We start from the raw sequence: 12,183 nt of genomic DNA, 5'->3' as shown, positions 1-12,183 counted from the left end.
TGCTGTATCTATGGCGGCGGGACTTATATGCCTACCGTCCCGCGCTGATGGGGGCTATCCTTTCCTCGTAGAACTTCCTCCAGCGGCGCAGGTTTTCCTCGACTTCCTCGCCGCTAATCTTCCTCCTCGCGACGCCTTCTTTCACGGCCTCCTCCGCGACGGCCCTCGCCACCCTGGGGTGGACTTCCGGGTGGAAGGGCGACGGGATTATCTCCTCCTCGCTGGGCTCTATCACCGATGCCATCGCCTTTGAAGCGGCGATTATCATGCCGTCGGTTATCGTCTCGGCCCTCACGTCGAGGGCACCCCTGAATATCGCCGGGAAGCCGAGAAGGTTGTTCACCTGGTTGGGGTAATCGCTCCTTCCGGTTGCCACTATCCTCGCTCCGGCCTTTTTGGCGTCCTCAGGGAGAATCTCAGGTATTGGATTGGCCAGAGGAAATACTATCGCGTCGTCCGCCATTTTCTCTATCCACTCGGGCTTTATCACGCCCGGTCCGGGCCTTGTGAATGAGATGAGGACGTCCGCACCTTGCAAAGCTTCCTCTGGCCCTCCCTCAAGCCCTTCGCCGTTCGTCTTCTCCAGCAGTTCCCCGCGGTACGGGAAGAGCTCCTCCATGGGCAGATCGGGAGTCAGAATCCTTGGCCTACCCTCCACGATTTCGACGACGCAGACGTTCCCGGGCTTAACCCCCGCCGCAGTGATGATTCTGAGCGTCGCGAAGCCCGCTGCACCCGCCCCGAAGAGGGCCACGGTTATTTCGTCGAGGCTCTTCCCGACCACTTCAAGGGCGTTTATCAGTCCTGCCAGCACAACGGAAGCTGTCCCCTGCTGGTCATCGTGGAAGACGGGGATGTTCAGCTCACCCCGGAGCCTCTCAAGGATGTAGAAGCACTTGGGTGAGGCTATGTCTTCGAGGTTTATCCCGCCGAAGGAGGGAGAAACTGCCTTGACGAGTTCGATGAACCTTTCCGGGTCCTTCTCAGCTAAAACGAGCGGGAACGCGTCAACACCGCCGAAGGCCTTGAAGAGGAGCGCCTTTCCCTCCATGACCGGGAGCGCCCCAAAAGGACCTATGTCGCCGAGGCCGAGAACCCTTGTTCCGTCGCTTACAACGGCTATCGTGTTGCACCTGTTGGTGTACTCGCAGGGGTCTTCTCCGTTCGCTATTGCCATCGAAACCTCCGCCACGCCGGGGGTGTATGCCAGGCTCAGCGTTTCCCTCGTGAGCGGAACCTTGGGGATGACCTCGATCTTCCCGTTGCCGGGAAAGTTGTTCCTGTGAAAGTTAAGCGCGTCCATCCAACCACCGGGTTTGATTGGCACCTTTAAGTTAAAAGTCCTTCCTTTCCAGTGGAAATTAAACTCAGAAATGTTTACCAATCCCCTGGTTTATACCAAAACTTTTTAAAGGCGAGACGGTTCCCATATAACCGGGTGCGGGCCGGTAGCTCAGCCTGGTATGAGCGCCGCCCTCGCAAGGCGGAGGCCGCGGGTTCAAATCCCGCCCGGTCCACCAAACCTCCCTGCAAAAACGATTTTACTGATGGTTGCGTTCTCCACCGGAACTGTTCTCGGGGGTGTCATAGACAAGTGTTGGGGGTCCATTACAGCCTCAGGTAGCCGGTTCTCCTCACCGTTCGGGGCAGGGAGTTTTCATCATCGGCGGCAAAGGTTTTAAGCTTACCCTAAAATCTTTTTCCATGTTCCATCTCATAGTCAGGGCCAGAAAAGACGCCAAGGCCCTTCAGTACATAAACGAAAGAAACTACGGTGGTTTTCTGAAGGTCTCAAGCCTCGGGGGCGGCAGAACCCTGGGGGAGATTGAAGGTCCCCTTAGGGAGCTCCTCGATGAGCCGTACGTGCCCATCCTGCTCCTCGGGGAGGCGGAAAGGAGTCTGATGGAGGAAGCGATGCCCATCCTTGAGGAGTCCGGCAGACCATTCTACGCGAGGCTTTTGAGGACGAAGCGCGTGAGGAATATGAGGGTTGACGAACTGCACTCCAACATCGAGGAGATAAAGGCCAGGTTTCGCCTCGGGATCGAGTGGAGGGACGGCTACGCCCTGAACCCTGAAAATCCCCTTGGAGTTGAAGTTCACCCGGACTATGATATCTACCTTGCTATCGGGGAGGGCTTTAGAAACGCCATGCGCTCCATCCTCGGCATCAAGCTGGGTGAAAATCCCCTCGTGCTCAGGAAGCTGATGAACCTGGAGGTCTATTACTCCGGTCCTCACAGGGTCGCCGAGGTCAGCAAGAGGCTCGGCTTCCCGACGGAGGTTCTCTGGAGGATTCCCTCATCCGAAGACGTGCCTCTGGAGAGAATCGTTGAGCTTAACCGGGACTACGTGGAGGCCTTTGCGGAGGCCAGCAGGGCCTTTCTCCGGAGGTTTGAGGGCCACGACATAGTCGTCCCGTGGAGTGGTGGAAAGGACTCCACTGCCGCCCTTCTCCTGGCCAGGGAGGTTTTTGACGAGGTCACTGCCGTCTACGTCCGCATGGAATACGAAATGCCCGGGACGGACGAGTACGTCGAAGGGCTGGCGAAGAAGCTTGGCGTGAACCTAATCAGGGTTGATGTTCCCATGCCGCTTGAGAGGTACGGCATGCCGACTCACCACAACCGCTGGTGCACGAGGCTGAAGGTGGAGGCCCTTTACAAGGCCGCCTCGGAGTTTGAGAGGCCCCTCCTTATCGTTGGAGACCGCGACGGTGAGAGTGCAAGAAGAAGACTCAAGCCGCCCGTTCTGGAGCGGCGTAATGAGATACTTGGACGGTTCCTTGAGGTAATGCCCGTGAAGTTCTGGAGTGGCATGATGGTTCAGCTCTTCATTCTGATGCGCGGTATCAGGCTCCATCCGCTCTACTACGAAGGATTCTACCGCCTGGGATGTACAGTGTGCCCCAGTCTCTCTGACTGGGAGGTGAGGCTCCTGAAAAAGAAGGGAGTAAACGAACTCCCCGGGGAGGGTTCATAGCTTCTTGCCCACCGCCGCACCGACGAGGAAGGCGCCGACGGCTATCAGAATTATCGCCGTCTCCGGAATCTTTCCGGTGGAGTCGGAGGAAGTGTCGGTGGAAGTCTCGCGGGGCGATTGGGTGGGGATGACTATCTGGGGAACGTCGGTTGCCGTCGTGTTGGCTGCAGGTACGGACTGGGCGGGTTTGCTGAGGAACAGGTTGGCGGTCTCCCTGGCGTACTGGTAGAATATCATGGCGGTCTGAAGGTCGTCCATGCTGCCGTTCTCCTCGGCGCTCTGCTCGTAGCTCTCCGCGAACTCATAGTAGGCTATGGCCAGCACGGGGGTTATTCCCTGGCTCTGGGCCATTGCGATGGCCGCCTTGGCGCCCTCCTTCATTCCGGTCAGCTTGTCCCTGAGGACTGTCTCGTTGTCTATTCCAAGGGTGTCCAGAAAGACCTGCGCCCTCACGCGCGCCTCCATAGCCGTGAAGAGCGCCGCCGAGTACTTGCCGTCCTCGTAGTACTGCTCCGCCTGCTGGATGCTCTGGCTCAGGTCACCCCCAACGGTGCCGTACATGGACTCTATGTAGGTAACTATGAGGTTTGACTCGTCGATGTAGTCCCTTGCAGTGGCCTTAACCACGTCCCTGTCTATCACATCTCCTGTCGCGAACCTCTCGCCGAGGTTCGCCCAGAAGACCGCGGTCTTTGCCCTTTCGTAGGCATATGCTGCATCACCAACGGCGTCCCAGTAGTCCCCGTTGTAGTAATACTTCCAGGCCTCGTCAAGGAGGCTCTTCGCCTGCTCCACCCTCTCCTCGGCGGCCGCGACGGCCTGGAGCATCGTGGTGCCCCTTATCGCGATGTTTGAAACCCTCCTCTCCGAGGCGTTTATCTCCGAGCCCGTTGTCCTCAGGATTCTCTGAACGTCCTCCTCGGACTTAACCCCGAGATACCAGTCCACGTGCCTTATTATTATCCTCGCCTGGAAGTTCTTGCTCATCGTCGTGTAGTACCTCCCGTCGTCGAGGCTCTTCTTTGATTGGTTGAGCACGGCCTGGGCCTCGTTAAGGGCCTCCATGAGGGTTGTATAGGTGGCGTAGTTGACGTCGCTCTTCTTGAGCTTCTCAAGGGTGACCTGGTAATAGGCGGTCGTGTTCTCGTAGTCCTTGAGCGCATCGTCCTTGAGGAACGAGGTGTCTATCTTTATGTACGCTGGCGCCTCCGGCCTTGGTATCTTGTGGCCGGTGAAGTAGTAAACGGCATCGTAGATGTCCTTGATTTCAATTACTGTCAGCCCCCAGCGCTCCTTGGCGTAGTCAACCACGTCAACTCTCTTCGTCCGGGTGTTTATCTCGACTATGCCCCCAATCTCCTTCTTCTGGGTTTCCTGAACGTACTGGATGCGCTGTCCCTGGGGAATCAGAAAGAGTTCTGCCCCGACGTCGTGGGCGGCGGAGGCCTTCTCCAGGATACCTCCGACGGGTCCTATGGTGCCGTCAGGGTTTATCATTCCGGTCATCATTACCTTGGGATTGACCTTCCACCCCTCAAGGGCGGCTATAATTCCGACGGTCATGGTGCCCCCGGCAGAGGGGCCGCCGATTATCGGGGAGTCCGCCTTAATCTGGATGAAAACATCGTACTTGCTCATATCCACCCCAAGAACCTTTCCTGCTATCTGAGCGGCCAGCCTCGCACTCGCCTGCATGTCCACCTCGGCGAGGGGCCAGGTCTCAACGTAGACGTGTCCCGTTCCTGGGGCGACGGTTATGACGAAATCCGTTGCGACGCCTATAAGCTCTCCGCTGGCTGTCCTTGATACCGCCGGTGCCTTCAGCACAACCGTGTGGCCTTCGCTGGGACATTCAGCGGCGGCGAAGGATGCAAAGGGGAGCAGAAGCATGATTATCAGCAGTGGTACGAGTGCCCTTTTCATTTTCTCACCCCGTTTTTAGCTCATCGCGCCTTAATAAAGCGTTTGTGGTTCAACCCTCTAAAACCGGGTGACAAAAAGCTTAAATCATCTCCTTATCTTTCCACTCCGGGGATGGCAATGGACATCTTCAACAAGCTCATTGCCAGGAAGTTCAGGAACATCGCAGGTGAGAGGTACGAGGAGATAGCCAAACGCTACAGGGAATTTCTGCTCCTCCCTGAGGAGTTCGTTCTTCCGGAGATACACTCCATACTCCTCCCGGTGGACAGGTTTTCGGGTGAGATTCGGGAGGAGCTCTACGACACCCTGAGCGCCTACCCCGGGGCATCGGTCACGGTCGTCTACATCTCGGAAAAAAGAACCCTCTCCCTCATAGAGCAAACCCTCGGTAGGGAAGAGGCCGAAAAGCTCAGGAAGGCCAAGATGGAGTTTGCGGAGAGGCTAGCCAAGGAAATAGCCTCAAGGCTTGAGGCCCACGGGCTTCGGGTCGAGAGGAGATACTTCATCGGGAGCAAGAGTGATGACGTCGTGAGGATGATGGAGGAAGAGAACTTCGACCTCCTCGTTATCTCCAGGAGCTACGGCTCCGAGGTTACGAGAACGTCTCCGATAAGTCCACTGGTCCTCAAGATAGTCCAGCACGTGAACAGACCGACCATAGTGTATTAGGTGATTCAAATGGTGCTGAACGAACAGGTGGCAGTCGCGGTTGCAGTGTTCATATTAATCTACGCCCTGATAATCAGTGAAAAGGTTCACAGAACGGTCGCGGCACTCTTCGGTGCCTCCATAGTGCTCTTCATCGGCGTGGTTCCATGGGAGAAGATGCCCGAGTACCTTGACCTCGGAACGCTGTTCCTTCTGATAGGGATGATGATGATAGTCAACACCGCCAAGGAGAGCGGCCTCTTTGAGTTCATAGCGATAAAGACAGCGAAGTTCGCCAAGGGGAGTCCGATGAAGGTTCTCATACTGTTCTCCGTGGTCACGGCACTGGTTAGCTCGGTTCTCGACAACGTTACAACGGTCCTCCTGCTGACGCCGATGATCATATACATAACCCGTCTCATGGACGTTAACCCAATCCCATACCTTCTGGCGGAGATATTCGCCTCCAACATCGGTGGAACCGCGACGCTCATCGGCGACCCACCCAATATAATGATAGGCTCCGCCGCCGGGTTGAGCTTCAACGAGTTTCTCCTGAACATGGGGCCCATAGCGGCGATTGACCTCCTCCTAACCCTCGGCATAATATACCTCATTTATCGCGACGCCATGAGGATAACCCAGGTCAAGATGGAGAGGATTCAGTCAACCATCCAGATGTTACGGGAGGACGAGGCCATAAGGGACAGGGAACTCTTCAAAAAGTCGGTGGTCGTTATAGTCGCGGTCGTGTTGCTGTTCTTCGTCCATGATAGACTTGGAATTCCCCCTGCTGTGGTGGCCCTCAGCGGTGCCTCGTTCCTTCTCCTCTGGAGCAGAATGGAGCCGACGGAGATACTCGAAAAGATAGAGTGGACGGCGATATTCTTCTTTATGGGACTCTTCATAATAGTCGGCTCCCTCGTTGAAACGGGCGTGATAGACGACGTCGCCCACTGGCTGCTGGGCTACGTTCATACGACGGGCGAGGCAATAGTAATGATAACGTGGTTCTCCGCGGTGGCCTCTGCCATAGTTGACAACATCCCCCTGACTGCGGCCATGATACCCTTGATAAAATCCATGGGCGCCTCGATGAACGTCTATCCACTCTGGTGGGCGCTCTCGCTGGGTGCGTGCCTCGGTGGAAACGGAACGGCCATAGGAGCGAGTGCCAACATCGTCGTTCTCGGTATAGCCGCAAGGGAGAGGCTCAACATAACGTTCATGGACTTCCTCAAAGTGGGCCTCGTGATAATGCTCAGCACCGTTGGGGTTGGTATGGTGCTCATATGGATAAGGTACGTAGGGGTGTGAGTTATGAAGATACTCGTGCTCGTTGACGGCTCCAAGTGGAGTCAGAAGGCTGCCCTTCATGCGATAGCCATCGCCAAGAGGAGGGGAGGCAAGCTCATTCTGTTCTCCGTCCTCGACCGGAGGGAGGCAAGGGCCCTCGCTTTCAACATGGGCATGCTCAGCCAGGACCTCACCAACGTCCAGAAGTTTGAGGAGGAGATATGGCGGGAGATGAAGAAGAGCATACGCGACATAATGACGAACCTTCTTGAACTCTGTCATCAGGAGGGGGTCAACTGTTCGATAAGGATCGTTGAGGGCTCCGCAAAGGACACCATATTGGAGGAAGCAAACTCGGGTGAGTACACCTTGGTCGTCATGGGTGCCTATGGAAGGAGTGGAAAAACGAGGATAGGAAGTCTCCTTGAGGAGGTAGTGGGTTCAATAGAGCCCCCGGTCATGGTTGTGCGCTAACGCTTCCAGAGGGCGACCACGAAGAGCAGCAGTACGATGACTTCAAGGGCCCCTACGGCCATGCTCACGTCCTTCTCTATCCATTCCGCCAGATGCAGGGTCTCTATGACCTTCTTTATGGCCAGCAGGAGAAAGGCAGCTATCAGATAGAGGGCCGCCCTCAGGTGGCTCTTCCTGTAGGCGATTAGCGAAATTCCCGCGAGGGCCAGCGACAGTATCAGGGCTATTACCGCCAGTACCGTTTCCATCATTCCTCATCACCTACGCTGGTGAGCAGGTCTATCAAGTTATCGGCCAGCTTCTCCCAGAGGCTGGGTCTGTACTCCTTTATGACGCGCGCTATTATCGCGGGGTCGTAGGAGAGGGTGTACGTCACGCTCTTCCCCTCTTTCCGGGCATCAACGATGCCGAGCTTCACCAGCTCTCCCATGTGGTAGCTCACGGTTGGCTGGCTGAGGCCCAGCCTCTTGGCTATCTCGCTCTGGGTCAGGGGGCCATCCATGAGGAGCAGGAGGATTCTCCTTCGGGTCTCGGTCGAGATGGCTATCAGCAGTCTCTGGCATTCACCTTCGAAGCCCGCCGGGAAGATATAGCGCCTCTTTCCGACCTTCCGTGAAAACACCTTCCCCTCTTTTTCCAGCCGGTAGAGGTGGTACTGGAGGTCCCCTATCCCTATTCCAAGCTCCCTTGCCAGCTCCCGGAAGGTTATTCCCGGTTTGCTTTGGATGTGGTGGAGTATCTCACTGCGCCTCTCCATACCCAACACTTAAACCCTTGTGGTTCATTCCTCTATGGGAAGTCATATAAACGCTACCCCTTTTATGTCCACCGGTGGAAGGATGGAGAGACTGATAAGAAAGGCCCAGGAGCTCGCGGGGCGTTACGGTATATCATATTATGAGATACGTATTATCCGCGTCACGGCTTCCCACCTCACGATGCAGAACGGTCAGCTCGAGGAACTGGCCATGAACACGGAGATTGGTATAGGGGTCAGGGCCTTCAACGGTGCTTGGGGTTTCTCAAGCGCCAACGACATGAACCGCGCCGAAAAGGCCGTGGAGACGGCCATGAAGATAGCGAAGCTCTCGAAGGGCGATTCAAGGATTTACCTCGGCGACCCCATTGTTGATAGGGCTGAGATGAGGCCGAAGAGAAGCTTTCTTGACGTGGATATTGAGGACAAGCTCGCCCTCGTGAAGGAGATTGATTTGCTCCTCCGGGGTGATAGGGTTTCCAACAGGAGCGTTCACTACGGCGACGGCCTTAAGGAGGGCTTCTACTTCAACTCCCTTGGAAGCGAGATTGAGACGGTCGTCCCGAGGCTGAGGCTGGGCTTCTCGGTTACCGCCAAGGAAAACGGGGAGATGCAGAGCTACTGGAAGAGCTTCGGCGGCACCGCGGGCTGGGAGCTCGTTGAGGGGATAGACCTTGGCCACTGGACCTCCTTCGTGAGGGAGAAGGCAATATCCCTCCTCCATGCCCAATCACCCCCTTCGGGGGAGTTCCCGGTGATAATGGACCCGGAACTTACGGGCGTGTTCATCCACGAGGCCCTGGGCCATGCCGTTGAGGCCGATTCTGTCAAGAACGGCGACAGCATACTCGCCGGAAGGCTGGGGGAAAGGATAGCGGTGGAAGAACTCACCGTAATTGACGACCCCACCTTGCCGGGCAAGTTCGGCTCCTACGTCTACGACGATGAGGGGATGCGGGCGAGGAGAGTCGAGATAATCCGGGACGGCGTTCTGGTGGACTACCTCAACGACCGCGAGACGAGCGCCATTCTCGGCCTTGAACCAAACGGCCACGGCCGCGCCCAGGGCTACAACTACCAGCCCCTCGTGAGAATGAGCAACACCTACGTCGAACCTCGCGACTGGTCCTTTGAGGAGATGGTTGAGGAGGTCAGGAACGGCCTCTACATGATAGGTGACAAAGGCGGTGAGGTTGACACGGCAAACGGTACATTCACGTTCGGCGCGAAGGAGGGTTACATAATCGAGAACGGGGAGATTAAGGGCCAGGTCAGGGACGTGGCGCTCTCCGGCAGAATCCTCGACGTCCTGCGGAATATACGTGCTATAGGGAACGACCTGGCGATTGAGTTTCCCGGCTACTGCGGTAAGGGCCAGTGGGTGCCGGTTGATGACGGCGGACCGCACGTGCTCACGAGGGCGCTTGTCGGCGGTCTACGCTGAACATTCCCCCGGGACCGGCTGGGCTTTCCTGAAGAAACGGTAAAGCGTATATACCTCCAGCTTTAATTTTACATTTGGTGAGTGAAATGGCGATAGACGTGGGCATTATTCAAGATGTCGAGACGCTGCTCAAGAATCTCAACGGATATGAGCTTCTCAGCTACGCCATCTGCAACGAGGAATGTGGCGCAGAGACCTATGAGTGGCTTGCCGGTCGGGTTGAGGGCATCCTCGTGGACGAATTCAGGTATCTCGCCAAGGAAAAGCGGAAGCACGCGGCTGAATTGAGAACGCTCTTTGAGGAGCTATATCCAGGCATGAAGCCCCTTGAGTTCAACGCCCCGCCCCTTGACACTCTGCCCGTGTGCAGGGAGCTTATGGAAGCCAGAGAGCTTGAAAAGGCCCTTGCAATTGCCATGCTCTCCGAGACAATAGGCAGGGACATCTATCGAAAGCTTCAGAGGATGACCGGGGACGAAGAGGTGGCGGAGCTGTTCAAAAGGCTGGCCGAGATGAAGGAAGCCGCCTACGAAAAGCTTCTAACCCTCTACGAGGCCATGGGGGAGGAGTAGCAGAATACCTTTTAAATCCTTATCCGAACTTCCCCCGGTGTCCATGGTAGACGAACTCATCGGCATACTCGAACGCGAGAACGTCGAGTGGGAACTTTACTGGGAGCTGGGGAGAGGGGGCTCCTTCAGGATAGAACGCGAGAGGCTCGACCGCTCCCAGAGAAAGTTCCACTCCGGCATAGGGCTGCGCATAGGTTACAGGGGACGGCTCGGCTTTTCCTACATAACCGGTCTGAACCACGACAGGAAAACCCTTGAGGGATTTGTAAAGCGGACGATAAAGCTCGCCAGGGTTAGCGAGGTGCCCTTCGTTGGCTTTCCCTCCCCCTCGAAGGTGCCCCGCGTTGAGAAGCTCTACGACAGAAGGATAGATGAGATTCCCTTTGAGGAGGCCCACTCCCTCGCGGAGGAGTTCGCCTCAAGGATGAGGGAACTGAAGGAGGAGTCTACCACCCTCTCTGGCTCGATGGCCCTCGCGGTAAGCACCTACGGGATAGCGAACTCCAACGGGGTTTGGCTTGAGGCCAAGGGCACCGGAATGAGCGTCTCGGCCTATGCCGTGAAGAAAGATGGAAAAACCGGCTCCGGTTCGTATTATCAGGCCTACCGCTCCCTTCAGCCCTTTGAGGAGCTTGAGACGGCGATAATCTCCGCCATCGAAGAGGCCCGGCTCAGCCACAGCGCCGGGAAGATGGAGCCTCATTCCGGGGAAATCCTCCTCGAACCCGAAGCCTTCCGCGCCGTTCTTGGGATATTCCTCGAAAACCTGTCGGGCGATAGCGTTTATCATGGCAGGAGCCGCTTTTCGAGGCTCGGTGAGGAGGTGGCCTCGGAGGGGCTTACGGTAGTTGACGATGCGACCGTCCCCGGCGGTGTTGGAAGTTTTCCTTTTGATGGAGAGGGCAATCCGGGTGAGAGGACGGTTCTGGTCGAGGATGGCATCACACGCTCCTTCCTTCTCGACGAGACCTACGCCCGCTTCCTGAATCTGAGGAGCACGGGCAACGCGGTTAGGGACTTCAGAACAACCCCGCACATAGGGACGAGCAACGTGCTGGTAGCTCCAGGCGATGAGAACCTCGCGGACTTTAACGGAATCGTCGTGAGAAAGGTGTTCGGTGAGCACACCGCCAACCCTGTGAGCGGAGACTTCTCGCTAACCGTTGAGCTGGGCTACGTTGTTAAGGACGGCGAGGTAGTCCCGTTCAGGGACAACATGCTGGTCGGTAACGCCTTCCAGTTTCTCCGTTCACTCCGGGGAATCGGGCGTAAGATAGCCAGAAAGGGCTCCTTTTATTCCCCAAGGGTTCTTGGAATTGCCAGATTGGTGTAGATTCGGCCCCTCTCGGTAAGCTTTTATAGTTCCGCGCCTTAGGGACTAAAGAGGTGAGCGGACATGGCATGTCACGGGATTGACAAGATCCTTCTTAAAATAAGGCCCGGTGAGACGGTGCTCGTTGAGTACAGCGCGGTGTCATCCCCAGAACTCCTCCTCTACCTCATGTGCCGCAGATGCGGGAACGTGGAGAGCCCGGTTCTTATTGACGATATCTCGGATACCTTTTCGGAGTACGTAATTCGACTCGAACTCATGGGTCTGGACACGGAGCCCCTTATGGAGATCCCTGTGATAAAGATTGGAGGCAACAGGGAGTTCGGCAACGTCGTCGGTAGGGTTGAGGTGGACAAGTACTCCCTCGACTTCAAGTACTACGGCAAGATATACGACAAGGTCGTTCCGGAAAAGGTCGTGTGCAACCCGGTTCTGGGGATACACAAGCTCTTCGTGGCCCTTGAGAGGCAGGAGGTGATAAGGCTCGTTCGCAACATATCAACGTTCGTGGGCAGGAAGAGCCGCTTCGCCTTCTATTTCATAAACCGGGACGTTATGGAGCGGAAGAACCCAGAACTCCTGCCGCTCCTTGAGGAAACCGCCAGCACGGTGCTCCAGTGGGAGGCTGGCAAGGGAAAGTACAGGCTCAGGGCGCTGAAGGCGGCGAACGACGAAATCCTGGGCTCTGTGGTGTCCATGAGCTTCAAGGACATATCGAGACAGTAGTGTGAATGTTTTTAAACCCCTGTTCTTA

Annotated in this window: 12 protein-coding genes and 1 tRNA gene; 9 read left to right on the top strand and 4 right to left on the bottom strand. The window is 56.4% G+C overall.

Features of this window, described 5'->3' with window-relative positions; translation table 11 throughout:
* Positions 1–31 precede the first annotated feature (31 nt).
* Entirely contained in the window at positions 32–1,303 is a 1,272-nt protein-coding gene (locus tag E3E37_RS06035; protein WP_167715769.1) for an NADP-dependent malic enzyme, read from the bottom strand.
* Positions 1,304–1,442: 139 nt separating this feature from the next.
* Here E3E37_RS06035 and E3E37_RS06030 point away from each other — a divergent pair.
* Both E3E37_RS06030 and E3E37_RS06025 read left to right on the top strand, forming a co-directional pair.
* Positions 1,443–1,520: transfer RNA gene (locus E3E37_RS06030), tRNA-Ala, on the top strand.
* Positions 1,521–1,704: 184 nt separating this feature from the next.
* Positions 1,705–2,982 (top strand): phosphoadenosine phosphosulfate reductase family protein, encoded by a 1,278-nt coding sequence (locus E3E37_RS06025; RefSeq protein WP_167715767.1) that lies wholly within the window; start codon positions 1,705–1,707, stop codon positions 2,980–2,982.
* On the opposite strand, the gene E3E37_RS06020 is transcribed toward E3E37_RS06025, so the two are convergent.
* Positions 2,977–4,905 carry a S16 family serine protease gene (locus E3E37_RS06020; protein WP_167715765.1) on the bottom strand — a complete coding sequence of 643 codons (1,929 nt, stop codon included), beginning with the start codon at positions 4,903–4,905 and terminating at the stop codon, positions 2,977–2,979. The two genes, E3E37_RS06025 and E3E37_RS06020, sit on opposite strands and share 6 nt — an antisense overlap.
* A gap of 111 nt (positions 4,906–5,016) precedes the next feature.
* Here E3E37_RS06020 and E3E37_RS06015 point away from each other — a divergent pair, with 111 nt between their 5' ends.
* From E3E37_RS06015 to E3E37_RS06005, 3 genes are read left to right on the top strand one after another with little or no spacing between them, the layout of a single operon-like run.
* A complete protein-coding gene (locus tag E3E37_RS06015) occupies positions 5,017–5,574 on the top strand; it encodes a universal stress protein (RefSeq protein ID WP_335755155.1) in 558 nt (185 codons plus the stop codon).
* Positions 5,575–5,583: 9 nt separating this feature from the next.
* Complete coding sequence (locus E3E37_RS06010; protein ID WP_167715763.1) at positions 5,584–6,870, top strand: SLC13 family permease; 1,287 nt, start codon at positions 5,584–5,586, stop codon at positions 6,868–6,870.
* A 3-nt stretch (positions 6,871–6,873) separates the two neighbouring features.
* Positions 6,874–7,323: a universal stress protein gene (locus tag E3E37_RS06005; protein ID WP_088865322.1), complete on the top strand. Its 450-nt coding sequence runs from the start codon at positions 6,874–6,876 to the stop codon at positions 7,321–7,323.
* On the opposite strand, the gene E3E37_RS06000 is transcribed toward E3E37_RS06005, so the two are convergent.
* Both E3E37_RS06000 and E3E37_RS05995 read right to left on the bottom strand, forming a co-directional pair.
* A complete protein-coding gene (locus E3E37_RS06000; protein ID WP_088865321.1) occupies positions 7,320–7,574 on the bottom strand; it encodes a hypothetical protein in 255 nt (84 codons plus the stop codon). The genes E3E37_RS06005 and E3E37_RS06000 overlap by 4 nt on opposite strands.
* The gene (locus E3E37_RS05995; protein WP_088865320.1) at positions 7,571–8,080 is read right to left on the bottom strand and encodes a metalloregulator ArsR/SmtB family transcription factor; all 510 of its coding nucleotides are present in this window, start codon (positions 8,078–8,080) and stop codon (positions 7,571–7,573) included. Before E3E37_RS05995 ends, E3E37_RS06000 begins: the two co-directional genes overlap by 4 nt.
* 82 nt (positions 8,081–8,162) lie before the next feature.
* Between E3E37_RS05995 and E3E37_RS05990 the strand changes: the two genes are divergently transcribed.
* The 4 genes from E3E37_RS05990 (at position 8,163) to E3E37_RS05975 (ending at position 12,155) form a co-directional block, all read left to right on the top strand.
* Complete coding sequence (locus tag E3E37_RS05990) at positions 8,163–9,524, top strand: TldD/PmbA family protein (RefSeq protein ID WP_167715761.1); 1,362 nt, start codon at positions 8,163–8,165, stop codon at positions 9,522–9,524.
* A gap of 86 nt (positions 9,525–9,610) precedes the next feature.
* Positions 9,611–10,096, top strand: a complete 486-nt coding sequence (locus E3E37_RS05985) for a ferritin family protein (RefSeq protein ID WP_240921947.1) — start codon at positions 9,611–9,613, stop codon at positions 10,094–10,096.
* 43 nt (positions 10,097–10,139) lie between these two features.
* Entirely contained in the window at positions 10,140–11,429 is a 1,290-nt protein-coding gene (locus E3E37_RS05980) for a TldD/PmbA family protein (RefSeq protein WP_167716332.1), read from the top strand.
* A gap of 63 nt (positions 11,430–11,492) precedes the next feature.
* On the top strand, positions 11,493–12,155 hold the full coding sequence (locus E3E37_RS05975) for a DUF257 family protein (protein WP_167715757.1): 663 nt from the start codon (positions 11,493–11,495) through the stop codon (positions 12,153–12,155).
* Positions 12,156–12,183 lie beyond the last annotated feature (28 nt).

Origin of the sequence: Thermococcus sp. ES12 (assembly GCF_012027515.1) — an archaeon.
Lineage (GTDB): Archaea > Methanobacteriota_B > Thermococci > Thermococcales > Thermococcaceae > Thermococcus > Thermococcus barossii.
The sequence above is the reverse complement of the archived record's forward strand: the minus strand, read 5'-3'. Positions and strand labels throughout refer to the sequence as shown.

What these genes read in the sequence shown, in the direction of transcription:
- E3E37_RS06015 (WP_335755155.1), top strand. Translation starts at nt 5,017, where the DNA reads ATGGCAATGGACATCTTCAACAAGCTCATTGCCAGGAAGTTCAGGAAC.
- E3E37_RS05990 (WP_167715761.1), top strand. Translation starts at nt 8,163, where the DNA reads ATGGAGAGACTGATAAGAAAGGCCCAGGAGCTCGCGGGGCGTTACGGT.
- E3E37_RS06010 (WP_167715763.1), top strand. Translation starts at nt 5,584, where the DNA reads ATGGTGCTGAACGAACAGGTGGCAGTCGCGGTTGCAGTGTTCATATTA.
- E3E37_RS05980 (WP_167716332.1), top strand. Translation starts at nt 10,140, where the DNA reads ATGGTAGACGAACTCATCGGCATACTCGAACGCGAGAACGTCGAGTGG.
- E3E37_RS06035 (WP_167715769.1), bottom strand. Translation starts at nt 1,303, where the DNA reads ATGGACGCGCTTAACTTTCACAGGAACAACTTTCCCGGCAACGGGAAG.
- E3E37_RS05985 (WP_240921947.1), top strand. Translation starts at nt 9,611, where the DNA reads ATGGCGATAGACGTGGGCATTATTCAAGATGTCGAGACGCTGCTCAAG.
- E3E37_RS06005 (WP_088865322.1), top strand. Translation starts at nt 6,874, where the DNA reads ATGAAGATACTCGTGCTCGTTGACGGCTCCAAGTGGAGTCAGAAGGCT.
- E3E37_RS05975 (WP_167715757.1), top strand. Translation starts at nt 11,493, where the DNA reads ATGGCATGTCACGGGATTGACAAGATCCTTCTTAAAATAAGGCCCGGT.
- E3E37_RS06025 (WP_167715767.1), top strand. Translation starts at nt 1,705, where the DNA reads ATGTTCCATCTCATAGTCAGGGCCAGAAAAGACGCCAAGGCCCTTCAG.
- E3E37_RS05995 (WP_088865320.1), bottom strand. Translation starts at nt 8,080, where the DNA reads ATGGAGAGGCGCAGTGAGATACTCCACCACATCCAAAGCAAACCGGGA.
- E3E37_RS06000 (WP_088865321.1), bottom strand. Translation starts at nt 7,574, where the DNA reads ATGATGGAAACGGTACTGGCGGTAATAGCCCTGATACTGTCGCTGGCC.
- E3E37_RS06020 (WP_167715765.1), bottom strand. Translation starts at nt 4,905, where the DNA reads ATGAAAAGGGCACTCGTACCACTGCTGATAATCATGCTTCTGCTCCCC.